Source organism: Acidithrix ferrooxidans, from assembly GCF_000949295.1.
GTDB classification, from domain to species: domain Bacteria; phylum Actinomycetota; class Acidimicrobiia; order Acidimicrobiales; family Acidimicrobiaceae; genus Acidithrix; species Acidithrix ferrooxidans.
Map to the genome: position 1 here is coordinate 1 of NZ_JXYS01000080.1, position 24,906 is coordinate 24,906.

The 24,906-nt window shown below is 47.1% G+C and carries 20 protein-coding genes and 1 tRNA gene; 6 read left to right on the top strand and 15 right to left on the bottom strand.

All coding sequences use genetic code 11. The annotated features are described in order from the left end of the window. From AXFE_RS19430 to AXFE_RS12435, 4 genes are all read right to left on the bottom strand, one after another. On the bottom strand, positions 1-665 hold a 665-nt coding region (locus tag AXFE_RS19430), incomplete at its 3' end, for an IS66 family transposase (RefSeq protein ID WP_152626074.1). A 340-nt stretch (positions 666-1,005) separates the two neighbouring features. Continuing rightward, the gene (locus AXFE_RS12425; protein ID WP_052606283.1) at positions 1,006-2,250 is read right to left on the bottom strand and encodes a glycosyltransferase; all 1,245 of its coding nucleotides are present in this window, start codon (positions 2,248-2,250) and stop codon (positions 1,006-1,008) included. 329 nt (positions 2,251-2,579) lie between these two features. Next, positions 2,580-3,161, bottom strand: a complete 582-nt coding sequence (locus AXFE_RS12430) for an RsiG family protein (protein ID WP_052606284.1) — start codon at positions 3,159-3,161, stop codon at positions 2,580-2,582. Between the two features lie 222 nt (positions 3,162-3,383). Continuing rightward, entirely contained in the window at positions 3,384-3,713 is a 330-nt protein-coding gene (locus AXFE_RS12435; protein WP_052606285.1) for a S26 family signal peptidase, read from the bottom strand. A gap of 186 nt (positions 3,714-3,899) precedes the next feature. On the opposite strand from AXFE_RS12435, the gene sodN reads away from it, so the two are divergent. Then, a complete protein-coding gene (gene sodN, locus AXFE_RS12440; protein ID WP_052606286.1) occupies positions 3,900-4,292 on the top strand; it encodes a superoxide dismutase, Ni in 393 nt (130 codons plus the stop codon). Between the two features lie 397 nt (positions 4,293-4,689). Here sodN and AXFE_RS12445 read toward each other — a convergent pair whose 3' ends face one another. Further along, a complete protein-coding gene (locus AXFE_RS12445; RefSeq protein WP_152626075.1) occupies positions 4,690-5,520 on the bottom strand; it encodes a hypothetical protein in 831 nt (276 codons plus the stop codon). A 306-nt stretch (positions 5,521-5,826) separates the two neighbouring features. On the opposite strand from AXFE_RS12445, the gene AXFE_RS12450 reads away from it, so the two are divergent. Then, positions 5,827-5,899: transfer RNA gene (locus tag AXFE_RS12450), tRNA-Lys, on the top strand. 461 nt (positions 5,900-6,360) lie between these two features. Beyond that, positions 6,361-7,317, top strand: a complete 957-nt coding sequence (locus AXFE_RS12455; protein WP_052606288.1) for a pirin family protein — start codon at positions 6,361-6,363, stop codon at positions 7,315-7,317. A gap of 90 nt (positions 7,318-7,407) precedes the next feature. On the opposite strand, the gene AXFE_RS12460 is transcribed toward AXFE_RS12455, so the two are convergent. Then, positions 7,408-8,190 carry a thioesterase family protein gene (locus tag AXFE_RS12460; protein WP_052606289.1) on the bottom strand — a complete coding sequence of 261 codons (783 nt, stop codon included), beginning with the start codon at positions 8,188-8,190 and terminating at the stop codon, positions 7,408-7,410. 139 nt (positions 8,191-8,329) lie between these two features. Beyond that, positions 8,330-9,526: an MFS transporter gene (locus AXFE_RS12465; protein WP_052606290.1), complete on the bottom strand. Its 1,197-nt coding sequence runs from the start codon at positions 9,524-9,526 to the stop codon at positions 8,330-8,332. Positions 9,527-9,785: 259 nt separating this feature from the next. On the opposite strand from AXFE_RS12465, the gene AXFE_RS12470 reads away from it, so the two are divergent. After that, positions 9,786-10,943 (top strand): family 16 glycoside hydrolase, encoded by a 1,158-nt coding sequence (locus AXFE_RS12470; RefSeq protein ID WP_052606291.1) that lies wholly within the window; start codon positions 9,786-9,788, stop codon positions 10,941-10,943. Positions 10,944-12,145: 1,202 nt separating this feature from the next. Here the strand turns inward: AXFE_RS12470 and AXFE_RS12475 are convergent. The 8 genes from AXFE_RS12475 to AXFE_RS12515 all read right to left on the bottom strand — a co-directional run bounded on the left by AXFE_RS12475 (position 12,146) and on the right by AXFE_RS12515 (position 22,901). Continuing rightward, the gene (locus AXFE_RS12475) at positions 12,146-14,206 is read right to left on the bottom strand and encodes a hypothetical protein (protein ID WP_152626076.1); all 2,061 of its coding nucleotides are present in this window, start codon (positions 14,204-14,206) and stop codon (positions 12,146-12,148) included. A gap of 65 nt (positions 14,207-14,271) precedes the next feature. Beyond that, positions 14,272-15,762, bottom strand: a complete 1,491-nt coding sequence (locus tag AXFE_RS12480) for a glycosyltransferase family 2 protein (protein ID WP_052606293.1) — start codon at positions 15,760-15,762, stop codon at positions 14,272-14,274. Positions 15,763-15,789: 27 nt separating this feature from the next. Then, the gene (locus AXFE_RS12485; protein ID WP_082058723.1) at positions 15,790-17,676 is read right to left on the bottom strand and encodes a DUF2334 domain-containing protein; all 1,887 of its coding nucleotides are present in this window, start codon (positions 17,674-17,676) and stop codon (positions 15,790-15,792) included. Between the two features lie 152 nt (positions 17,677-17,828). Then, a complete protein-coding gene (locus tag AXFE_RS12490) occupies positions 17,829-18,035 on the bottom strand; it encodes a hypothetical protein (protein WP_052606295.1) in 207 nt (68 codons plus the stop codon). A 310-nt stretch (positions 18,036-18,345) separates the two neighbouring features. Further along, entirely contained in the window at positions 18,346-19,980 is a 1,635-nt protein-coding gene (locus AXFE_RS12495; protein ID WP_152626077.1) for a hypothetical protein, read from the bottom strand. 9 nt (positions 19,981-19,989) lie between these two features. Further along, entirely contained in the window at positions 19,990-21,168 is a 1,179-nt protein-coding gene (wecB, locus tag AXFE_RS12505) for a non-hydrolyzing UDP-N-acetylglucosamine 2-epimerase (protein ID WP_052606298.1), read from the bottom strand. Positions 21,169-21,291: 123 nt separating this feature from the next. Further along, positions 21,292-21,819: a hypothetical protein gene (locus tag AXFE_RS12510; protein WP_052606299.1), complete on the bottom strand. Its 528-nt coding sequence runs from the start codon at positions 21,817-21,819 to the stop codon at positions 21,292-21,294. Positions 21,820-21,938: 119 nt separating this feature from the next. After that, complete coding sequence (locus AXFE_RS12515) at positions 21,939-22,901, bottom strand: sortase (protein WP_052606300.1); 963 nt, start codon at positions 22,899-22,901, stop codon at positions 21,939-21,941. A 255-nt stretch (positions 22,902-23,156) separates the two neighbouring features. On the opposite strand from AXFE_RS12515, the gene AXFE_RS12520 reads away from it, so the two are divergent. Both AXFE_RS12520 and AXFE_RS12525 read left to right on the top strand, forming a co-directional pair. Further along, entirely contained in the window at positions 23,157-24,272 is a 1,116-nt protein-coding gene (locus AXFE_RS12520; RefSeq protein WP_052606301.1) for a hypothetical protein, read from the top strand. A 178-nt stretch (positions 24,273-24,450) separates the two neighbouring features. After that, positions 24,451-24,687: a MoaD/ThiS family protein gene (locus AXFE_RS12525; RefSeq protein WP_052606302.1), complete on the top strand. Its 237-nt coding sequence runs from the start codon at positions 24,451-24,453 to the stop codon at positions 24,685-24,687. Positions 24,688-24,906 lie beyond the last annotated feature (219 nt).

A 24,906-nucleotide genomic window follows, 5' to 3' on the forward strand; every position in this document is an offset into this window, starting at 1 on the left:
AGCGCTCCCACCAGAGTCGAAGGAGCGAAGTTGGCCCCTTGCATCGCAAGTGCTGCACATACCCGGTTGATCGGGAGCCCAAGGAGAAACTTCGCCACCACGATATGGGCGAGGAACCCAGCCGACAGCCTACCTTTTGGAACTACCTTCGCTGGTGGTGCGCCAGCTACGACCCCCTTGGTCGCCTTGCAGTTACATCCTCTCCGGTACGTCGGACGGATATGGTCGATGACCCGGACTATCACCTCGACGTCGATCTCCTCGCAGCGTTCCTCTCCGAAAGGCGCATAAGGCGCACCACAGCTCCCACAGACCAACAGCTTGGAATCGGGCTCATGGATCTGTTGTACGCGTGGTAGGTGGTCATAGCTGCGTCGACCATGGCCGCGGTGCCCGAGTTGTTGACCTCTCTTGCGCCTTGGCACCTCATCAGGCTCAGGGTCGCTACTTTCTTCCAAGGCGCCTATTGGTTCTGCGTTCACATCCTGAGCCATCTTCGCCCGTTCGGAGCGACGCCCGAAAGCCTGTTTGGTTAGCTCGACGATCTTGGCTGTGAGTGCATCCACTTTGGCAGACAACTCGTCACGCTCGGACCTAAGGACGACGTTCTCGGCCTCCAGCGAAGCGATCCGCTCGTTGTCGTATTGGCGCACTGTTTTTGCCACGTAACTATAACTATCACAATTAAAGCGCCGTGTCCAGCCACCCTAGGCCACAGAGGATAGGCCAGCTACCCCAACCTTACGCCATCATCGAGTGTCTACAGCACCGCTTGTTTGACGGGATCACCGAATGTGTACTCTCAAACATTACTGTACGGCCCCTTTGGGTAATCCATATAGTAATAACTTCACGCTCTTGACCGCGACAACGCAAGTAATGGCGAAATATAGTCTCATCGCTATCAACGTTCAATACTATGTCAGAGCTAGAAAAGTCCAAAAGATACCCATTGATCTCCATGAAGAGTTCTTTCTGCTTGGCTAGAGAGACCAACTCGGGCACTTATCCACACTCGATCAATTGTCGAACATCCAAAGATTCCACTACCGAAAGCGCTCGCTCAGCCGCTTCCTTCCAAGAGTATGTCCGTGCTTGCATAAGAGCATTTCTGGCTATCATCGAAGACCGCTCACGAGTAGACAAAAGCTCCAACATCAAATTAGCAAACACACCGCCATTTCGCACAGGAGCCAATAGGCCTGTTCGGCCATGCGATATTAGGGACTTCAATCCGCCCACGCTTGAGGCTACAACGGGGGTTCCAGATGCCATTGCTTCTAGGGCTACTAATCCAAATGACTCTGTACGCGATGGGACTACCACCAGGTTTGCGGCCCGATAGTAGCTTGCTAGGCGGATGTGAGGCTCTGGCTGTCGCCAGATAATCTTGTCCTCAAATCCCTTGGATCTAGCCATATCGAAACAATAGTCAAGTTCAACCTCGCCTAGATGGCCCGAAGGTCCTCCAACTACCACAAAGCGGCTATTGGGAAAGTCACTTAGGGTGCAAGAAAAGGCTTCGAAGGCAGTTGCAAGACCCTTGAGAGGCTGAATTCGGCCCACATAGAGGCTTATTGGATCGTTCTGAGGTAGCTCCATTGCAGATCTAGCCATAGCCATATCTCCCGGCGCAAAATAGGCATGTTCAACGCCCAATGGCACAACAGCAATTCGCTCCGAAGCTAAACCCAAATACCTCTGAATATCGAGCGCCTCTTGGTCGCAGGAAGCGAGCACGAAGTCTGAACAACCGGCAATCTGATCCTCGGCATCCATCCGAAAGGATTCACTGACTCGATCATCTGGAACCGTACGACCAATCGCTTTTATGGCTTCAATTGTGTGAAAAGTCGTAATCATCGGGACTTGATAGAAGTGCTTCAGTTTGTGGCCGACCAACCCTGAGATCCAATAATTTGAGTGCACGACATCAGGCTTAAGTGAACGGTCTATCTGAATTCTTGCGATCACATTTTCGGTGAACTCATCGACATATTCCAGCAGCTCGTCTTTATCAAGAGCCGCCAAAGGGCCTGCTGGGACATTGTGGACCCTTAGTCCAGGTTCGATTTCAATGCGAGCTGGATCGTCTTGCGAGGTCGCTCGCGTATAGATGTTAACGTCATTGCCGAGTCTCGCAAGGGCCGACGCTAATTGAAAAACATAGACATTCATTCCCCCGCCATCACCACTACCAGGCTGATCCAGCGGGGAACTATGGAGCGAAACTACGGCAAAATTGGTCATATAAAAACCCACAAAGTCTTACCTCTTACCCAAAGCATCTTCGATAACAACAATCATCGTCTCCAAGTTGTTTCCGGAACTACCATAACACCAAGACCATCTATCGTTTCAGAGAAGAGAGATACAACCTAATAGGTAGATGTCGCTCACTTTGAGCCAATGTGGATCGAAAAAAAACGACTTCAAAGATCATCTAAAAAAGCACGCTCCAAAAAATCCCCTAAAGGTCAATAATCCCCAAATGACGAAAATGATAAAAATCCAGGACCGCAAGCACAAAAGTTCGACTTTGATGAAAGAACCGTTCGAATCTCAGAACCTCTGGAGTGCTAATCCCCTGAAGTTTCGCCTTGAATTACCTTGTTCAAAAGGCTGTCGATGATCGAACCATCATCTCGATATCGAACCACCAGCTCAGCATGAATAGCATCTATACTCATAAACAGCTGCTTTCGCCACTCAGATAACTTCGTCTCCACCTGATTCAAACTAGAAAATTCAATAACTGAGTCCGGAGTAGGCTTTTCTAACGTGGTGCTTACTTGTGTCCTAGCGGCTGCGATCAATTCTAAAAGCTGAGCCTCGACTTCATCGATCTGGCCCTGACTAATCGAGACGTCAACAAAACGGCCATAAGATATTTGCCTGCCCCCTGAGTTGGGGGTAATAACATCACCGAGACGATCGACTGCCCCCGCATCGGCACTGGAGCCCTCTGCTGCCAAGGTCGTCGGATCGTACTCAAAAATTTCCATTCGCCCTTGGGTAATCCTCCGGGCGTAAGAGACCATTGCCTCGATGGCTTCAGCATCCTTCTTTCGAAGACGCAGTTCCTCGGTTGAAACCGAATCAAGATCGGTATAAAACTTTAGATTTAGAATCCGCTCGATATCTGACTCAAGTCTTTGCATGATCTAAAATTATAGACTTCAATAAGTTATTGGCATCATTAAGGTGAGTCCAATGCCAATAGCGCGATCCCTTTTGCCCTTATAATTAGCCAAAAAGTAAGTTTTGCACCAAAATTTCGCTCCATCGACCATGCCATAACCCTAAAAAACTCCTTCGACGAAATTATCCAACTCCTCGGAATTGTATGTAAAAGCGTTTTGGGATGTTCACTATGAGCTCTTCTATGTAGCTCGCCACAAACTTCGAAAGTTGGGCGAGTAGCAAAACCAGACTCGCCCCTGCAGGGAATCCGGCGAAACAACCCCAAATTGACGTGAGTCGATAGAAATACCTCGGTTATCGCCCATCACCTCAAATGATCCATCTGAGAAAATCTTTGATACCCTCTTGACCATAAGCTCACTTGTGGCTTCAAAATCAGCTATCACAACTATTGCGCCTAGAGCTAGAGATCTTCGTCGAAAGATCCCAACGCAAAGGAGTCTCTCCTTTGGCATCAAAGTAGGAAGCATGCTCAATCCGGTAACCTCTACTCTAAAAACAGGTCTCATTCACTTCGATCCTACAAAGTAAACCCCTAATCAGACAACTATATTTTCACCAGAAAATTAACGTTGGCCGACTAAGTCAATTACAAGAACCGAATTCCGATGTAGATTGGAGATGAAAGAAAATAGCGGCAAGGATGGCCGTATTCGGAGACCATCGGAATCGGATGAAAATAAACGGAGGATACCTTGAAAATCAGAAAGACCTTGGCGCCACGAATCGCATCTGCGCATTGCGACCTTCCTTGTGGAGTTTACGATCCGGCGCAAGCCCGAATAGAAGCCGAATCAGTCAAAGCCTGCATGGAGAAGTTCAATGCATCCAGCGATGATGTCTTTCGCGAGCGTGCTGTCAGAATCAAAGAGGACCGAGCTGAACTCGTCAAGCATCACCTCTGGGTTCTTTGGACTGACTACTTCAAACCAGCTCATCTAGAAGCACATCCAGATCTCCATCAGCTCTTTTGGTCTGCCACCAAGACCGCAGGCGAAGCCAAAAAAACTAATGACGTAGCAGTCGCCGAAAAATTGCTCTCAGAGATTGCCGCGATCGACACGATCTTTTGGGATACAAAGAAGTAGATCTTTATACTTTGTTTAGACCTAGTAAAACCTAGTAAAACCTAGTAAAAATAAGAATAAGAATAAAAAAATGGAGAGCCCTAGCTGAAGTTTTCAGATAGGGCTCTCCATTTTATGAACAAATCCTTAGTGAAACGTAGGCCCCTGTTGCAAGTCGGACTAATGCCAATTCCAGCGGACCAATGCGTTGAATAACTCCAAGTATGGCCGATTAGGTGTTTACGATCAAGTATGACCAAGCAATTGCGTTCGAAGCACTTTTTAGTTAGAGAATTGTCTCAAAGATAGCTAGATCTTAAATCATCCCAAGCAAGACTAAAGATAGATCAAGACTAAACACCAATTATCCATCTTGGAATCCATTAGCTTGGGGCTATCGAATCAACTTCAAAAAGAACTAATGAACCTTGATCAACCGACCGGTCTGAAATAGGTGAACCCACGGAGCGATACTTCCATAACCCAGGCTAACGACGACAATACCAAAGATGATGGCAATCAAGACCACGATCAAGCGCGCCTCACGTCCTTTGAGTCTCACGCTTGAAAACTGAAAGGAACCAATCGCTGGAAGTCGAATTTCACCACCCATCTGATAGACAGCCCTTGGCAGATAGGAGACAACATGCATTGCCGTCAGAGCAAACCAAACGACGAAACTGGCTTGATGTATCCCTTTCCATGTATTCATCGCACTCGCGGTTGGACCTATCACCATCAGCACCACACCTGAGGCCATTAAAGCCACGGTCGATAATACCAATAATGGTGCCGCAACACGCAAAAGGGTGTGTGGCGGACCAGCGGCTTTATATCGTGGAGCGCCACTATAGTAGCGAAAAAATCGATACCCAGTCGAAACTAGCTTAAACAAAAGTGGTGGGATTAGCATAAAGCCAATGATTGCATGAAGTGTAAAGAGTTGGCCGACCACAGGTATGGTAATGCCAATTACAAACAACTCAAGAAAGATCAAAAGTCCTATGGAAGATGTAAGACGTGTATTTGCCAATACCGCTCGTTTGGGACCCTGATCGTCAATTTCTGGGTGAAAGATCTCTTCTACGATTGGAGCAATCGCCGGATGAAGTGGCTCGCTGAGGCCATTGCCCGAGATTGGTGTCCGCTCCAAACCAGTCGATATCCGAGATTCGATTCGGACTATGGGAGGCCGTTTCATTTCACCATAGTCGTTGACTATTTCCTCATTACCGTTCGCATTCATCACTATCAGTAATAGTCCTCCATTCTGAAGGCAACATTAATTGACCATGGAATCTACAAGGAAAATTTAGAACAAAGATCAAATTCCAATCGAAACGAAAAATTAAAACTGAATCGATGAAGCGCAGCCTTAATCGACTAACCTTTAAAGCTGTTCTTGACGTGAATTGGACGATTTTGGTCTAATGAGTCGGCTCCAGGTGCTGGAAGGATGCAAAATCCATCGGTTTGCCTACAACAAATCGGACTCATAGCCCAAGGGCCGAGGTTAGACTCTGTCATACTCCGGAATACGTTTCTAGATCGGACTGCCCTCCTGGCGCAATGGTTAGCGCAACGGACTTTTAATCCGGCGGTTCTGGGTTCGAGTCCCAGGGGGGGCACTTAAATCGATAAATTATCTAGGAATTCCACACATAAATGCCCTGGATCTCTAGTTCAAAAGCTATGTGTCAAAGGTGCAGTTTGCACAGGGAACTCAAAGACACGATGACACCATCTAATACACAGACGTTTAAGGCACAGACCCTCCCAAAACATGCACCCTGATTCCAAGAAGATCATCCCTCCCACTAGGAAATTCTCCCAAAACTCCGATCCAATTGCCCTTGGTTTATCTGGTCTAGCTGGCTCTTGGATAAGTAGCCAACTATGCAACTCGTGAGAAGTTTTGACATCCCCCACTCCACTCCAGCTTGAACACCCAAAGACCAATAGAGGTGGCGTCATATCATGGCCTTTGGATTTATCCCTGATTTTCAGCGACAGTTGGAATACAACTGTGCCATAAGTTGGTTATAATTTTAGTTGCGTGCGCAACTATAGACACTTTGAGGTAAATAAAATGCCAGCTGTAACAGTTTCCGACCTCCTCGTCCTGCCGAGGACTAACAGAATTGACAGATCCATCTCCACTTCACGTTCTGTTAGTTCGATTACTAATGCCCCCAAGGGTCACGAAGGAGAAGGATTCCCAGTAAGGCGAGCCTTCCACGGCGTCGACCTAGCCTATCTAGATCCCTTCATCCACATGGACCAAATGGGAGAGGTAAACTATGCACCCGGTGAACCCAAGGGAACCCCTTGGCATCCACACCGCGGCTTCGAAACAGTCACCTACATGATTGATGGCACCTTCGTTCACAATGACTCGACCGGTGGTGGTGGAATAATCCAAAATGGCGCCACGCAATGGATGACCGCAGGAGCTGGAATCTTACACATAGAGAGACCACCTGAATCCCTTGTAGTGTCTGGAGGTCTATTTCATGGAATTCAGCTTTGGGTCAATCTTCCAGCACGGTCCAAGTGGACACCACCAGGGTATCAAAACTTGGAATCCGATAAGGTCAAATTGGTTACGACGCCTGATGGTGGAGCCCTCATACGCATCGTGGCTGGTGAAATCGACGGATACGCCGGCCCGGGCTCTACCATGACCCCCATTAACTTTGTCCATGCTACCCTTGAACCCAACTCAATGGTCGAATTGAACTGGCCATCCAACTTCAACGCGTTGGTATACGTTTTAAGCGGACAAGGTTTCGTTGGTTCGGATAAAGCTTCAATCAAAACTGGAAATCTATCCGTCCTCGGGCGGGGTGACCATATAACCCTTTATGGAGACGAGCGAAATGCTCCAGACAAACTCGAACTGCTAATCTTGGGTGGACAGCCGATTAAAGAATCCGTGGCCTGGCATGGACCATTCGTGATGAATACAAGATCCGAGCTGCAAGAGGCATTTGACGATTTTCAAAGCGGAAAAATGGGTCGCATTCCTTCCTCTTACCAACACTAGACGAACAGTGGCCGCCTTTTTCTCTAATAGCTTCCTGCCTGCAAATAGAGAAAATACGAATAGGGCAAGGCTTTGTTCGAAGTAATTCTTCTAAGCCTTGCCCTTATCAACATATAAAGTATGCAAACTACTGGCCTTTAGACGTCCACCTTGAGAGATAGTCATTATCGAAGTTCCAACACCGCCTGGATCAATCCTGGTTCGAGCGTCGTATTTGATAAATTCACCTGGTATCGGCTCATCTAGAATACTTATCATTAGATCAACCGGGACATAGACAAACTCTCCCATCGTTAATTCTTGGGATATCCCATTCGCAGAGTCGGCAACGATGATCATCTCCGCTAATCCGGAGGTGGTTTCATTGGAAATTAGGGGGATCTTTGGTCTAGCGTGTACCAATACGGGGCCTGGATCATAGAAGGACCCCTCCTCGAATCTCCATTCAATATTTGATATGTAAGGGAATGCGTCAAGATTTAACACTTCAAATGCTTCTGGATCTAAGACCAAGCCCTCTGCCATTGAAACCTCGGGCACCCGATTCGGAGTCTTGCGGAGTCGCCATGCACGCCCGCGCAAGGTCGGCTCTCCATTTACAGCCAGTTCTCCTTCAACCAAAGATACCTTATAACCCGGTCGCACTATCCGAAGCGATACTTCAACCACCCCGAACAAAACCGGCTTCAAAAACTCTATCGAGATCTTCGATATAAAGGTGGAATCCGAACGCGAAAAGTCGTCCATCATCTTTGCTAAAAGTGCACACGGAGGTCCGCCGTGCTGTGCATCAGACGACCACGGACCAATGGTCGCTTCGTTCGGGAAAAACTTTCCATCACCAATTCGTTCGTAAAATCCACTATTTGCCATAGCGCCAGCATAGAAGTAAAGGCCCCGGTATATTTGCGAGCTAACACTAAAAAATAGTTGATTGAAGCTCGTTGATAGATCTAAGGTGCAAAAAACTTCGTGCTATCGCAATGACGCCTCAGAGATTCGATGGAACCAACTACTTCTGCAGCAAACGATAGCGTTTTTGCACATCTCCAATAATGAACCGAACGAAAACTATAGTCAATCCAACCGCGAAGCCATAGATAGCCACCGACCTATAGCCATACTGTCTAAAGAACAAGGTAGATAGAAATGAGCCGATTGCGCCTCCAAAAAAATAAGAGGTCATATAGATGCTTGTGATGCGACTTCTGGCTTGTTGCCCAATGGCATAAATAACAGATTGATTCGCAATATGTGCCCCTTGAACCCCAAAATCCAAGAGCAAAACCGCAATCACGATCACAACTAAGTTATATTCAAAGAGATACAACAAACCAAAGGCGACGACTATCAAGGCTGCACAAAAAAGTGAGACGGCAAACTGACGGCCCTGGTCGGCGAGTTTGCCTGAAATTCGTGCCGCAGTCGCTCCCGCAGCACCAATCAGACCAAAAAGGCCGATATCAAAGGGACTTAGGTGTAATTTTTCCGACGACAACTGAAGCGAAGAGGTATTCCAAAATATCGAAAAGGCCATAAATTGCAACAGGCCAAGAAGTGATGCCTGACGTACAACTGGCTCCGCCTTGAAGGTAACTAACAAAGAGCCCAAGAGGGAACCATATCCACCTTGGTGCGATCTCGGTAAGGTGGCGATATTGGGAGCGATCACCAAGGCCAAAGCTCCAACTGCTATTGCACCCATGACAAAGATTGCACGCCATCCAAAGAATTGGTCGATCGTCCCAGAGATGGTTCGCGCCAGAAGAATTCCCATCAAAAGTCCACTCATAACGGTACCAACTTGCGCTCCTCTTCTAGCAGGTTCGGCGATCGTAGCCACAAAACCAACTGTGATCTGAGCCACCACCGATGTAACGCCAACAAGAGCGCAAAAAAAGAGAAAGAGGCCGAAGTTTGGCGACAATGCCACCCCCAGAAGTGACAGAGACGACAACCCCAACAAAAATGGAATCAACTTACGCCTATCGAACAGATCCCCGAGTGGTACCACGAGCAAAAGGCCAAGTGCATAAGCAAGTTGCAACACCGTAGAGACTAACGACACAGTGGCCGGCAAAATATGAAGCGATCTTCCGACAGATGGAAAGATCGGCTGAAGGTAATAAGTCGATGCAACACTCGCACCGCAGGTAACAGAAAATATATAAAGTGCTCGATTTGTTAGAATCGGATCTTCTTCTCGCATTCTCTCTCACACCTCACTCTCGCTCAAAGATATTCAGACAGCAAAATGAGCAATTGCCGCCTTGACATACTAGGGCGCCATCGACGCCAACATCAATGGATCCCACATCTTTGGACCTGAGTGACAACCTTCGATTTCAGTGGTCAGCCAAGAGATTTCCAGTGATAATTTACACTGCGAGCGCCTAAAGTAGCGTCAATCAACGCGCTAATATGATTTCTAACTTATAATTATCACTCTCAGTGACGATACACAAAGTATGAAGATAGCTTTGAAGGCACCGATTCTGTTCAGACTTACGGCGATAGCGATCATGCCGCTCACAACGGCAGTTGTAGCTCACGAAGCCGGGGTAAACATGGCCAACACAGCCTCCGTCACCCTACTTAGCCCGGGATTGACTTCTCAAACGAATATGGTCAATGCACCAATTATTGCAACAGGTGCCGCCAAGTCGGCCCAAGTATCTCTAACCCGAATATCCCTGGTCAATACCTTGGGATCCACTACGCCTAGCTCTCAAGCAACATCGACTACCGCTATCGGCCAAGAAAAGACCACCGCTTCACAAGCAACGATATCAAACCCGACCCAGCCAACCAAGAACGCAACTTTAGCGAACGCCGCACTACTTAGTCAAAATGCCAATCCTACAAGCCAAAGAGTAACTGCCACATCTCTCGCAGTATCTCCGGTGACAACGGCTGCTCCAAGCCAGGCTCCGGCTCCAGTCGCAGTTCCGACCACCTCGAAGCCTATAGCCACGACCACCACATCTACAACCGCAGCTACCCCCACTACAACCACACCTTTGGGAACAATAGGGTATTCGTCCTTTCCAACAAACAACCAAGGTACACCTGGTCAAACCTATGGTCCGTGGTTTGTCGACTTTAACGGCTATGGATCAATAAATCGTGTAAACGACCCAGTCCTTGGCCCTTCGCTAAATCTCTCACCAGCAGTTGCAAACGCTTCCAACGTCACACACTCCGCACTAGTGACCACAACCTCAAACTATGGAAATTTCAACGCGACCTTTACCTACCGAACTATCAGTCAACTTAGAACCGGCACTCCCCCAAACCCTTGGGAAGAAGGTTGGGTGCTCTTTCATTACACCAATAACACTCACTTCTACTACTTTCTGGCAAAGCCAACCGGGTGGGAGCTAGGAAAAGAAGATCCAAGCTATCGCGGCAATCAGCGGTTCATGGCCACTGGATCTTCCCCAACATTCCCCGTTGGAGCGACGTACAAGATCAATGTCATCATGAACGGCTCGACCATCTCAGTTAGTGTAAATGGAACACCAATTGTGACATTCACCGACAATCAGAACCCATATCTCTCAGGATCTTTTGGCCTCTACGATGAGGACTCATCCGTTGACTATGGCCCCCTTCAAATAAATTAGATACTCTAAATACAACTTATTCGATTCTTTGTGCTGGAATCACCCAACAATTTATCTCAATCCAACTACATCAATGCCCATTCGTAATGGGTAGGGCCATCAATATCTTTGAAGCGCATCCAAGCGTAACGATTCAAATATTTCAATAAAGATACCAATAGATATCGTAACGTAAAAGTCAATTCCCCACGAAATTCCCAACGAGGAAACAACGGCCTTAGAAACTGGCAATCAATAAGTTTGTGCCGTTGCCAGTTCCACGCCACTTTGGCGGAAGCAAAATCCACTCATAGTGCTAAAATTAATCTTCATCCTCTGCGCAGATCCCCATTTACGATATGCCTTAATTCAAAAAGAGGGCGGGTCATAATCGCCGATATCGGTTGTATGCCAACCATCTCTAGCGGCACTACTCATCGCGCAATCCGAAATTTAGGTATCATTTGACCTTTAGAAATTTGCCTCGCGATTAAATTGCCTCGCGATTAAATTGCCTCGCGATTAGCTTTTAAAAACCACCTTAATCACTACTTCATCACCAAACGACTGTAAGCCCCAATTTATCCCAAAAATTAAATTAATACTCTAAAAAGCCTAACCATCAAAGGTAAGTAAATCTCGAAAATGAGCCAACTTCTAATTTTGAATGAGTTGTAATCTTCGAAATAATATTGCATCTAAAGCACGATAGCCTTTTCACCTTAATCAATCGTAAAAAACAGGCCAACTCAAATTGACGATAAGACCGAAAGATAGGGTACCTTCAAATCCTGGAAGCTCCATCAATTCGATAAATCAATCCGATAAATCAAATCGATAAATCAAATCGATAAATCAATGATATCTCAGGGAGTATCCATCATTCATAAGCCTCATTAGATAGGTTATCCACTTTCATAGGAGATAAACCCAAAGAACTTTCAGCGCTATGAGTCACGACATCGCAGCCGAAGACAAAGATCCACTCAATCCCGACTTTATTATTACGACTAGAGCCCAACAAGCAAAGCTCAAAGAACGCTTACGCTTTAGAGAAATAGCTCGAACGAGATAATATCCCTGATATCCTAAAACAACCCAGTACGTTCCCAATAAGATAAGAATTCGCAATGATCGATACAGAACCCATGAATTCGATCGCCACCATAAATAGTATCTTCGAATTTATATTAATAAGCATTAGCGTAAATTGAAAAACTTGATTAAAAGTCAATCGTAATACTTTGGGTGCCGCTAGGAAGCCGTACCCAATAGCCCCCGAGTGGATCCTGGCGGGGTTGGAAAGTTATAGCCGCACCACCTTTAGCGGTAATAGATCTAGGTAGAGCAGACAAAAGCGCGTAGGTAGCACTTCTTGAGTAGTAATCAAATGAGATACTTTTGCTCGAGATGACCTTAGCTGTGGAAATTGCTGCATCAATTCTCATCAACCCCGGCGAAAGAGGTGAACCCTTCTCCCAAACCAAATTATGTTGCCCCGCAGGAATGACGCCAACTCCGCCAGAAACTGGCCACTGTACACCATCCACCTTAAGTCTTCCATAGGATGATTTCACGGACAAGACAACGGGAAACTTTGACGAAAGTCCATTTGGAAAATACACAGTACTGCCCGCAACACCATACGACAGATTAGCCATATCGTAGCTAGCAATAGTTCCCAGTGCGTAAAAGTCAACTCTCGAGCTATTCGCGCCCGCAAACATCGAGGCCAAATTGAATTCGCCCATGGTGGGTTTTGGCGTCGGTGCGGCTGACGCACCTCTTTGAACGTCGTTTATATCGATCGAATAGTTGGGTGTTGTCACCATCGACGAAATGTATTTATTGACTCCGACGTAGCGATTGGGTCCCTGCGTCCACACGGTATAAGGATCTTCGATAATCATCGATGCACCCCCATTTGACGCCACCTTTGCCAACTGATGGACATTCATACCAATATCCTGAGCCTCAACCGGGTCTATCGAGTCATCGATTACCGTAATCTGAAACGCTAGTGACTTTGCGTTTGCAAGTCCATTTGCCGATTTCAATAGCTCCGAATATAGACGGTCAACAAGGGAATATCGAAATTGTATCCATGCGGCAGGGTTGGTAAGTGGGTCTTTACCAAATTGACTCAGCGCAGCCGAAGAATAAGGAGTCGAAAGAGCCGGAGTTGCCAACGTCTCAAAATAGAGTTCAGCAAAGTTGACACCATCCCAGTTGTAAGACGTCAACACCTTGCTAAATTGGCCCCATGCTAAGGCATAGCAAGTTGGATCTTCAAGTGCAATCAGCTCGCGCCAGCCGCCAATCGCCTGACTTCCACTTTGTGTCTTCTCACGACACTGAGGATACTTTTGCCATAGGGCATCGTTCACAAATGGCGGTTCCAGCCATGCATAAACTAAAATCCCACGCGCGTGAAGAGCGCTGATCAATTTTTGATAGGGGTAGTTCGCCGATGGAACAGAAAAACCAAAGTCCCAAGCAGCAAGTTCAACGGCACGAACACCATAAAGATCGTTAGCGATCTGAGCATAGTTGTACTCCAGATTCGGCCCCAAAACACCAGGATCAACAAATACTGTCGTCATGAGGGATTGAGCACCATGAGGGGCGTTGGTAAAGCCCCCGATCACCCTCGCCAGTGACGGAATAACTTCATATCCAAGGAAACCACCACTAAATGGATCAAAGGTCGAAATCAGTGCCTTTCCAATTCCGAACCCCTCACTGGCGACAAACGCGTTGGAGGGGTTAGCAGCACTACCTCCAAATACGAGTGGATTAAAGCCCTTAGTGAGTGAAATTGGTGTAATCTTTATGGGATTTTTGATGGTAACCGGAGTGCCAACAAAAGGAACCAATGCTTTTGGGTAGAGGTTAGCTGGCAAAAGCTTCACCCCTAAAGCGCTATTGAGCACTCGATTAAAGCTAACTAGATAACCACCCCTTCTAGTCCAGGTCAATATCGCATCGATCTGTGGCTTTGACAAAATTGCATCACCGAGCACGACAAGGCTTGATGCATTTGTGAGGAATGAAATCGATTCGCTATATGCCGCTAAGCCTCCAGAACGTAGGATATTCAAAGCTTTGGATATCTCGCTCGGTCCGCCTGCGACGACGATGGGGGAAGTTCCTCCCCACGCACTTAGCGTCTCTTTAGGAGCCATAGTAAAGGTGGAACCGGTCGATGGAACGGTTGCCGCCGAGCAAGCAGCCAATGTAACGGTCAATATTAAAAGTGAAACAAACCAACGCAAGAAGGCCACTGTCGATCTGGCCCTAGGATGGCTCGGACTTGATTTCGATAGAATTTTTCTCATTTATCAAATGCTTATTCGAAAGTGTCAGATTGAAGTTCGGGCCAGAGAAACCCCCACCCAGAGACCGTAGATTCTCTTCTCACGAGATCATCCAAAAATGCCTTCGGTAGTTCCCTTGCAATCAATTCCAGATCGTCAATTGCCACATCGGCGACGGACCCTCCTTGGCCGAAAGACATTACTGTTTGTCTTGGCCTATTTGGGTTAGGCCTAGAAGAACTGGTTTCATAGGGATCTAATATAGCTAGCTGCTTAGTAAATCTAGAGGTCTTAGACCAACCCTTTTTCCGAAACACGATTCGAAAAATGGCCTTCCAACCAGATATAAACCAAATGTAGGAATAAAGCACATATATATGGGCATAAAATAGGCCCTTCATGATGCCGACGCCTGGAGTGTTCTTTAAATATAAGTAGGCATAGATTGGGCTAAATCCAAACGAAAATAGATAAACAATGATCAACGGCAGGCCATAGTTAGACGTCACCGCGTGTAGATACCTCATCGGCATTGAAATCGCGATAAAAATATTCGCCACCATAACCGTTACGATTGACAGGCTAAGCAAAAGGACGGTCATTGGCCCCATGAGGTTATACAAAAGGTCAATCGTTGCCGTCACCGGTAAGCGAGCTTTGATAAGCTTGGGCATGTGGTGCCAACATTGCAAATGGCCCTGAAACCACCTAGTCCGTTGTCGAATCAACTTTGAAAATACAGTGACGCCTTGCTGGGCAACGTAGGTCTCCTGACAAAAGGCATTCACCCATCCACGCTCAATCAATTTCAAGCCAAGGTCAAGATCTTCAGTTAAACAGTTTGACCAAGGAGATTCTCCTAAATCCGCCAATCCGCTCAATCTATTAAACTGCCCGTTTCCACCTAGTCCAGAACTGCCAATTTGATGGCGAGCCCGTTGAAAGATCTCGGTAAAGACTAGGAACTCGAAGTCTTGCATCCGGGCTAAAAGAGACTTGGCGCTATTGTACATGCGCACGCCAATCTGAACGGCTGCAACCTTTGGGTCACTAAAGTATGGAGCTACCCGAGCAAGTGCATTCTTTTCAAGACGACCGTCGGCGTCCACAATGCACAGAACCACCTTGGACGGATCGGACGCTACAATCTCCGGCGACGATGTGATTGCTCGATAGGCGGCATTGAGAGCTTCGCCTTTGCCTCGACGTGCATCTGGAAGTTCGCGCCTCAACAGCGAGACACGACGGTCGAAATATCCTGCTACGACATCATAGGTATTATCGTCAGAAGCGTCGTCTATGACGACGACGCTCTTATTTTTATACGGTAGCTCTAATAGTCGATCCAGACTTCGCCCAATGACTGCGCCTTCATTTAGACAGGGCAGCAAAAAGATAAAGTGAATCTCTTCCGCGGCTTCCTCAATCGCCGGTGGCATTGGCTTTTTAATTCTCGAGAGAACCACATAACCAACGCCATAGGCCAGAAAGAGAAGTATCAATAATGCAGTGATCGATTGCACATGACCCTCTTGATCTATTTCAATTTGTTAACTTCCAGATGAAGCTCCAAAGGTAGTGGTGCTTTGTGCTCCTAGTAATGTCTTCGGCGATGCAAAGGTGTAGCCTAAGCCCTGAATTCCACTAACTATCTGAGTGAGGGCACTAGTCCCATAAGAAGGATCATAAAAGAAACTGGCGAACCCATTTCGAACGGCCAAATTATCCTTAGCCTCAGCAACTATGTCGGCTGGAGTCCTAGCTGGGTGATTATTTAGCGCAATCGGCTCATAGTCACCAAGGTTTTCTGGGATAACCGTGGATCCGTATAAGTCATGAACCATATAGGGGAAGAACTGACCCATCACTTGCGAATAGTTAGGAGCAGCAGGCGTGCTCAATTGCCCACCGAAGTAAAGCCTTCGATCGTATCCAGCGGTCGTTGTATTGGAACCGTAGTACTTCGCAAAGGCCAAATAATCCACAGAAGAAGCCGCGTAATGAGGCGTTACCCAATAGGTCGGCCGAGGAAGACCAACCGCAGCAATCTCAGACAGGCCAGCCTGGACTCTCGAAGCAGCCCAAGATCCTGAGTCTCCCGGCAGTGGCCCCTCTTCTATAACCCAATCTGTATTTGCACACGGAGTTACAAAGGTATACGGCGCTGACGCTGTAGTTGCACATTGTCCACGATAGAACTCGAAATCATCTGCGGTCGTACCGTCATATGGATTTGGTATATTCGAATACTGATGGGTGTATCCCTCTTGTCCCAATACCCCGCCCAACCGTATCATCTTCTTGATGGTCGCAACAAAGCTCTTCGCCTTTGGCGAGGTCAATGGAATGTTGGTTGGGACACCGTTGCTATAGGTTCCAAGCGGATCCAACCAGTGAGGAATGAGGTTTATGCCAAACGAAATGTGCTGGGAATGAAGGTACCGCGCTGCTGCCAACAACTGACGGTTTGAGTCACTGACGCTGATATCTTCAAGACGCACTAGCGCGGTATGGCCGGTTACCGCAGGAGCCGTCAACCCTTGGACCAAATCTGCCAATGCAAGGTATCGATCCGTCTCGGTCATGTAAGAAAGCGGGTTCTCTCCAACGTAAGTCAAGTTAGCAGAGGAAATCGCCCACGGAAAGCTAGTAGCCCCATTGACTCGCGCCTGGCTTGCACAGGGGATAGCCACACCGGCAGTCGTAGTGCAATTGGCAGTGCCAAGCACTGTCACCTTAGTAGGCGTTACTATGTTGGGCCCGATAACGCCACCCGCCAAGGGGTTTCTAGAGAGCGTCTGTCCTTTGTAATTAACCGATGCAATGTTATTTGTATCAAAATAACTAGTCGAAGGATCCCACCCGTATTTGTTGATGAACGCGCTCGTAGCAGTTGTGGACGAATTATCCAACACCCATGGATTCTCCCCCAACCAAAGTACCTTGGTGGAGGAGGTCGTAACATCATTTATGAAAGATTGTGGAATGGGCTCACCGTAGGTAGATCCTACATAAATCACAGCAGTGAACTTACTCATCTCACCAGCTGTGTAGTCAACCACCGGTTGTGCGGCAACCATCCCAGCGTTCGACGCTAGGTTCCCAAGCGAAATAGCATACATCTGACCAAGATATCCCCATGGACCAGTTGTGTCGTAGAGGACAAGCGTTTTAGCCGGCAATGAGATAGTTCCCCAAACTGTAGAGCCCGGGGCAGTTGCTGAAATACTCTTGGCTATGTTGGCGGGAGTAGTCGAATCTTCGGCGAACGCCTTGGTAGCGGTAAGACCTCCAACACCAGCGCTCGCAACCGTGGCCATTGCCAGTGCCGACATGGCTAACCGTACAACAGGAAAGGACCTGCCCCTTTGGAAAATACTTACCGTACTTCCAAATCTATGCTTATCATCTCGCTTAACTACCGTCGTCCTAGACATCCCGACACTCCTTGTTGAAACTTTCGCTGTATGAAATTGAACATATATTAAAGCCGGATAATATCACGCGAGAACCGGCTTGGACTCTTTTATAAGACCGATATTTATGAAACCTAAAGCAGATGAAGCAAAAGCCACATCAAAAAACAATATTAATGGTTGAAGATCTTTACCACTAAACCAACTACTGCCAGGCCCGCCACTAAAAGCGCATAGCCTCCCAGGGCAAAGCCAGTAAAGGCAAGAGCGTCATGGGCAACTCCGGTTGTTTGGCCTGCTGCAAGGGTAGTAGCGACACTACCTAGGGTCGTCCCTGTCACATTTCCAAGCGTTGTTAATGTAGTTCCTACACCAGACATAAAACCATTCCTTTATGGGCAGCATAAAATATGCCCGACCTCTTGTTACCACCCTATGTGACTATTATACGGATAATAAAGATTTTTCTTACCCAAAAAAAGTAAAATCTCACAATTTGTTAATATTACTTTATAAAATTAAGACGGAAGTCTCTTATGACTACGAATTCGCTAGAACTTACCGAAATTTTATCGAATCACCGGGAATATTTAGCCAGAAGGCACATAACTGCATTTTCCGTGAAAGGAAATTCGTAAATCCTACTCTAAGTTGTATCTATATATTGCGATACCTAGCTCAAGCGACGCATTAGGGCGCTTTGGGGTGGCTTAGTTGATAAAAATTTGCCAAGGCAGAATCTAAGCCAAGATTGCTCTTGTACTCTTCACCAAAGTACCACCAAAAAGTCCCACCGCCACTAAAGCTAAAGCCAGCCAATTCATCCTGATAGAGAGAAGCCACCGCTGCTCGCTGGGAGTCCGATGCGACACCGGGACTTCCCCACCACCAGCTTCCCGTAACTCCAGAGCCACCATAGCCCAATTCGGTGATAAAGATCCTCTGACCTGGAGCAAACTGGCTGTGCAAAGTATCCAATATCCGATGAAATGCGGTACCCATTGGTGCTTCTTGTGGGTAGAGAGAGATACCTATATCGTTTACTCCAGAAAGTTCACTGTTTGTGATATTTGTAGCAAACCAATTGAATATTGAATTAGAGGCAGTATCTTCACCCAACTGCCAATAGAGCGTTAGCAAGGTAGTTGCCGAGGAGTGAGATCTAACGAAGCTAATTGCATAGGCCACCTTGGCAGCGACGTTCGTGCCCAGCCAATTGCCATTTACTTCATTTCCAATTTCGTATGAGTCAACATTCCGTAAAGTCGTTACGATTTGACTTACGCGAGCCTCATAGTTGGCAAGGTTCATCGATGCCATGTATTGTGAATCCACCAACTCCACCATCACTGATATACCAAGTGAATGGGCAAAATTGATAATAGATTGATATCTAGAAAGAGGCGTGCCTGGATCTATTACCAATCGAACCCGGGCACCGGTTGGATAGATGCTCTTTAGTGATCGAAGAGTCGTAATCGCAATGGCTGGGGAGTCAATTGTAAGTCCATATCGATAATTATTGGCTAGTCCAACCGTAGAAATCTGATAGAGGCCCGCGTCACTTGTAACACTTACATCGAGGTCCATTGCCGCCTGGAGTTGGTTTTGGTTAAAACTCCCACCGGCCGGTTTGAGCAACTGGCTTGCAATCGAGTTGAAGGTGGAAGCTTGACCCAAAGTCAATGTCATTCCCTTATGCTCTGACAATATCTCAGAGACATCTCGAAGGAGAGACAAAGAACAAACCTGATCAAAATTGTATTGACCAGCCCCTGGAAGGTCGCAGATCAAATTCGAATATCCCAAATCAGACGGCCACGCCAAAGACAAAGATTCATATCCTGTCACATCCAACGCAGCACTAACACCTATCCCTTGGTTATAGAGAGGTCCAAGATCTTCAACTTCAAGGGTCTTTGGATTCAAAAGCGCATCGTCGTATCCATTGGATCCAGTGTTATTAGATTCAATAGATCTAAAGTTTCCCCATGAAATTAGCGAACCATTTGCATTGAAAGCGCTCAGCAGAACAGTTCCTGGTGGCCCTGGAGTGATATTAGGTAGGGCAACCAGTGGTGGCGGTGCAATGCTAGGTGATGAAGTCAAGGTTGTAGACGGAGGTCCAGGTAACACCACTATGTTCGAGGTAGACGACGTAGTAGAAAGAGTTCGACCATTGACCACCGTCGTTGGGGCCGATGAAGACTTGACCTTTGTGGGACCAAGACAACTAGTTAGGGCCACCCCTAAGATTGCTAAAGTAGCTCCAGCTCTAAAACATTTTCCTAATAGGCTAGGTCCATCCTTGGGATAAGTCACCATTTTTATCGCCTAGGAGGCCAGAACCTTAGAGTCCCTCAAAGAGTCAGCTACGAAATCCGCCGGCTTGAGTGCCATTCCAAAGAGATAGCCAATTGCCATAAGTGATCTGAGTGCCGCGCTACCATCACCAAATGGATTCGCAATCTGAGCGATCGATCGAAAATATTGTGGGTCCGATAAAAGCCTCGAGGCTTCAGCGACGATCTGCGACGGTTGCGTCCCAACTAACTTTGCCGTACCTGCCATGACGGCCTCGGGTCGCTCGGTAGTGTCTCTAGCGACCAAAACCGGCTTTCCGAGCGATGGCGCTTCTTCTTGAATTCCACCGCTATCTGTAATAACCATCTTTGCACCATTCATCAAGCGACAGAAGTCCCCATAGGGCACCGGCTCGGTAATAATCACATTATCTAGGCCACTCACGCCACTTCGCATTGCCTCTTGCACTAATTGATTTGGATGAAGTGGAAGCACAAAATCGAGGTCTTTGAAAGTTTTAGCCAACTCGCCTATCGCCTTGGAGACCATGACCATCGGTTCTCCCCAAGCCTCTCTTCGATGCATGGTTACCAAAACAAATTCTCTCTTGCCAGAAAGGATCTTTGGCACAATCTCTGTCTCGAACGGGAAACCCCCATTCACCACGCTCAAAAGTGCATCAATAACGGTATTGCCCGTGATGACAATCTTTGCCTCGTCCACACCCTCTCGAATCAAATTCGCCGCCGAAATCGGAGTCGGAGCTAGATGAAGATCAGCAAGGGTGGAAGTCAGTCGCCTATTGATCTCTTCGGGAAACGGGGAAAATTTGCTGTCGGTGCGCAGGCCTGCCTCTAGGTGAACCACCTTTATCTTGTGGTAAAATGCCACAAGCGAGAGAGCGAAAGTCGTTGTCGTATCGCCCTGAACACAAACAACATCAGGCGAGGCTTCCACGATGACCCGATCGGCAATCTCTATCAAGGCGGTGGTCAGCTCAGCTAGATCTGGGGACTTTCGGATTAACTCAATCTCGTAATCTGGGATAATCCCAAAGACCTCCAAGACCTGCCGTAGCATCTCCTTGTGTTGACCGGTTGTTAAAACTATCGAGTCAAAGTCGGCACTTTGTTGCATCACCTTAACCAGAGGCGCCATTTTGATTGCCTCCGGGCGAGTGCCAAACCCAATCAATACCCGTTTTTTCATTTAATGTAATCCTTGCCTAATAATTTGATTTTCAATATCTATAAAAATTACCCAAAAACGGTTGTCTAATTCCTATCCATAGGCTCAAAGCAACGTCTCGGACAAAACCCAACTGACCATAGATCAACCAACGCACTGATCTGGTTTTGGCCGTGTATCGACTGAAAAAATAACCGTCTTTATATCCATAGATGGATCAAATACAAAAAAAGCCACAGGAATCATATGGTCGAACCGACTATAGCTAACCTCAAGACATGAGGCGCTCTTGGCTGTTGAGATCTGCTTTTCCGAGAGAGGCAACAACGAAAGTGCCAGCCCCTTGGCCAAAGCCAACGATATCGATGGATACAGCGCGAAAGTAAATCCAACAACCACTCCTGATTCAACGATCAAAGAGGTATAGGTGTCGCGGCCATCGCTCAAACGTGGCCAAAATGCCGAAGGCGCCCTCGGGTCTACGGTGTGATTTTGATCCCATATAGCCATAGTTGCTCCCCAGTTATTTAGGACTACTGGAAAAGTCACAGTTGTGGATGAAATCATCGAAGTTACTACGGTCTTTTTGATTAGCGCCTTCGAAGTTGGAAGCAATTGACAACCGCTTAGGCCAACTGCAAGAAGAGCCACCCAGCAAATAGAAGTCCGCATTAAAACGTCGGCCCCTCTAGATCGCCATCGCCTGGGTGAGAATTTGAGCCAATTCTTGCACCATCTCCTCCATCTAGAATCGCTCCATCTCAGCCTCAAGGTGCATTCACCAGGATGCATCAAAAAGATCCTGGCAGCATGGAAGCACCAAAGTAAAAAGCCCCAATCCACAACACCAAAGACCCAAGCACCAGCGCAAAGCCCACTAAGTGAGCGCGGCGAATTGAAATCTTCCAAAGTCCATACAGTCCAACCAAAAGTGAAACAAGCGCCAAGGCAATCCCTCGCCAGCTAATCGTTGAGGAGGTACCGCTAGAGATAGAGACCTGTTTGTGGATTGTTTTGGTTAGGGTGATTGTAGAGCCTATCGGCTTTCCCAAAAGACGAGCAAAGACCACCAGGCGAGTTGATGCTGAAAAGGCTGGATTGCATGTTGTAAGGGTTAATTGAGCGAAATTAGTTTGATCCAGAACAGAATTGTCACTTGGAGCAACGACCTCAGCGCCAGTAACCAAATATTCAAATCGCCCGGCGCTGCTTCGAATATATATTGGATCGCCCGTGGCCAATTTTGCGATGTTATAAAAAGGTGCGCCGTATGTAGTTCGATGGCCAGCGATTCCCACATTACCCATTTGTCCAGGTAGCGGCGTTCCGACGTAGTGACCCGGACCCAAGATAAGGTCAGATTCCATGGAACCTTGCACTATTACCCTGTCAAGTCCGATCTTAGGGATATAGAGAACTCCGAGTACGCTCCCCTGTTTTGGAGGCAGATAGGAGCCATGGGTTACTCGACTTTGATAGCTATTTAGAAGGCTTGACTGCTCGCTGGCATTTATCAAGTTCGTGCCAAAGAGCATAAAAGCTATAAAAAGCGCGACAACCAGCGCCAAATAGAGCGCGATCGATCCAATGTACTCTATCGAGTGCTTCTGGTAACTTCTAGCATTCTGAAAGTGTATGGCGGACTTTCTATTGCGCCTTAGATCTTGGTTAGCTAAAGGAGCATCCTTAAGAGTCCTAGAATCAAAGGAGTAGCGATCCCCAACGACCTCCTTTTCATAAGTCCGATTCGCCAAAGCATCAACCCCTTATCAAAAAATCTAGGGAACCCCAAGTCATGGTACTAAAGTAAATTTACCACTATCGGTGAATTATTCGACAATGAACGCATGCAACTTTACCCAAACACACTACTTTACGATATCGCAAAGTCAAAGCCTCCAATAGATAACTGCCGCATCTTTTTCGTCGCTTGATTTGACTTTCCACGCTATGGGGGTTAGCCACCATCGAACCATGTAGCCTAGCTTTGTAATCTAGGTTTGCCAAGAGTGAGCGATAGGGAGTCGTCTTTGAGAATATTCGTCGCCATAGTGGGTTCCCTTTTATTTGGCCTAACCGTTGCAAACATTCTGAAGACCCTAGTAATACCGGGCGGATACATTACCAAAACCGCAAGAACAATCGATCATGGTGTGAGTTTCATCTACCACATGGCGAGTGGCTTTCGTCCAAACTATGAAGATAAAAATGCACTTCTCACTAGCCAACCAGCTGCCGTCCTATTCGTACAATTGAGCACTTGGGGCATAATCTTTCTCCTGTCAACTTCAATGCTACTTTTTCCTGTAGTCCCAAACTTTGGTGCAGCCATCCGAGAAGCCGGCGCTTCACTAATGACACTTGGATTTGTAGCCACTAACCGCCCTTGGGCAACATTTGTTGATTTCACCGCCGCCTTTACTGGAATGATCCTGGTGGCACTGCAAATTGCGTACCTTCCGACGCTATATGCCGCCTACAATAAGAGAGAAACCGAGGTAACTCTACTAGTTGCACGAGCAGGTCGACCAGCTTGGGGACCAGAGGTTCTAAGAAGAAGTCGTCTCGGAATCGTCGCAGATGAGCTCCCAATCATCTATTTGGCTTGGGAACGCTGGTCTGCGCAAGTTGCTGAAAGTCATGTCTCATACCCAATTTTGCTTAGGTTCCGATCTCCTGGTTTTGCTACATCATGGATCACCTCCCTAATGGCTGTCTTGGATGCCGCAGCAATCCATCTCTCCCTAGCTCCCAGCGACGCTCCGATGCAGGCGCGTCTCTGTCTTCAAATGGGCTTTAGCGCGCTACGCCAGATTGCTCGTTCACTTAGAATCCCCTACGATCCAGATCCCCTTCCAACAAATCCGATCTCGATATCGTTGAGTGAATTTGCAGAAACGGTCGAGATGCTGAGGATCGTTGGCTTTCCAATTGAGCGCAGCGTCGAAGATGCATATCGACATTTTCAAGGCTGGCGAGTAAATTATGAGGCGATAGTCTTTCGGCTGTGTTATGAGATCGATGCGCTTCCAGCACCATGGTCTGGGCCAAGGCGCTGGAAAAACCTCGACGTCGATTTTCCAAAATTCAAAAATAGAACGCCTGAAAATCCAAGCGGGAGCTAGTTTCCAAGATATCATTGCTCAAAGGGCGGCCCCAATAACCATCTAGGTTTATCTCGACCTAGATCTAAATGATGCTTTAGCTATCATCGCAGAATAATTTGAACAAAAACCTATTGGCCAGCTCTGTTCATTCGCTGGCTTTGTTTAAAAGTTCCCTCTAAGCGCTAAGGTGGATGTAGTGGCAACCTTACTATTTTTTGCGCAATTCAAAGATATAACCGGAAAGACTAAGATATCGATCGATGCTAAGACGGTAGGAGAAGCAATAGCTTTTGCTCGACAATCTTTTGGAACAAAATTTGAAGAACTCCTCTTGGTCTCAAAGGTTTGGCTTGACGGCGACGAGGTTCCTTTGGATACCGAACTCTCCAATAATAGCGAGTTGGCATTTTTACCCCCTGTATCAGGTGGATAACAACTCTAGATGACAACTCCTCCTGAGCCTTATGCTTCCATAAAAGGCCCCACATAATATCTCAATTGCCTTTCGCGATCGCCTTAAAAGGGTGATTAATAGGGTGACTATAAGATAAATGTAGATATTGCATTTTTGGGTCAAAGAGATCAACCCCAAGGCTCATCAGGCACAGCCGTAACCTGCCCGGACTAGGAGGTAAACTTATCCCGAAGGATA

What these genes read in the sequence shown, in the direction of transcription:
- AXFE_RS12425 (WP_052606283.1), bottom strand. Translation starts at nt 2,250, where the DNA reads ATGACCAATTTTGCCGTAGTTTCGCTCCATAGTTCCCCGCTGGATCAG.
- AXFE_RS12430 (WP_052606284.1), bottom strand. Translation starts at nt 3,161, where the DNA reads ATGCAAAGACTTGAGTCAGATATCGAGCGGATTCTAAATCTAAAGTTT.
- AXFE_RS12435 (WP_052606285.1), bottom strand. Translation starts at nt 3,713, where the DNA reads ATGAGACCTGTTTTTAGAGTAGAGGTTACCGGATTGAGCATGCTTCCT.
- AXFE_RS12455 (WP_052606288.1), top strand. Translation starts at nt 6,361, where the DNA reads ATGCCAGCTGTAACAGTTTCCGACCTCCTCGTCCTGCCGAGGACTAAC.
- AXFE_RS12460 (WP_052606289.1), bottom strand. Translation starts at nt 8,190, where the DNA reads ATGGCAAATAGTGGATTTTACGAACGAATTGGTGATGGAAAGTTTTTC.
- AXFE_RS12465 (WP_052606290.1), bottom strand. Translation starts at nt 9,526, where the DNA reads ATGCGAGAAGAAGATCCGATTCTAACAAATCGAGCACTTTATATATTT.
- AXFE_RS12470 (WP_052606291.1), top strand. Translation starts at nt 9,786, where the DNA reads ATGAAGATAGCTTTGAAGGCACCGATTCTGTTCAGACTTACGGCGATA.
- AXFE_RS12485 (WP_082058723.1), bottom strand. Translation starts at nt 17,676, where the DNA reads ATGTCTAGGACGACGGTAGTTAAGCGAGATGATAAGCATAGATTTGGA.
- AXFE_RS12490 (WP_052606295.1), bottom strand. Translation starts at nt 18,035, where the DNA reads ATGTCTGGTGTAGGAACTACATTAACAACGCTTGGAAATGTGACAGGG.
- AXFE_RS12495 (WP_152626077.1), bottom strand. Translation starts at nt 19,980, where the DNA reads ATGGTGACTTATCCCAAGGATGGACCTAGCCTATTAGGAAAATGTTTT.
- wecB (WP_052606298.1), bottom strand. Translation starts at nt 21,168, where the DNA reads ATGAAAAAACGGGTATTGATTGGGTTTGGCACTCGCCCGGAGGCAATC.
- AXFE_RS12510 (WP_052606299.1), bottom strand. Translation starts at nt 21,819, where the DNA reads ATGCGGACTTCTATTTGCTGGGTGGCTCTTCTTGCAGTTGGCCTAAGC.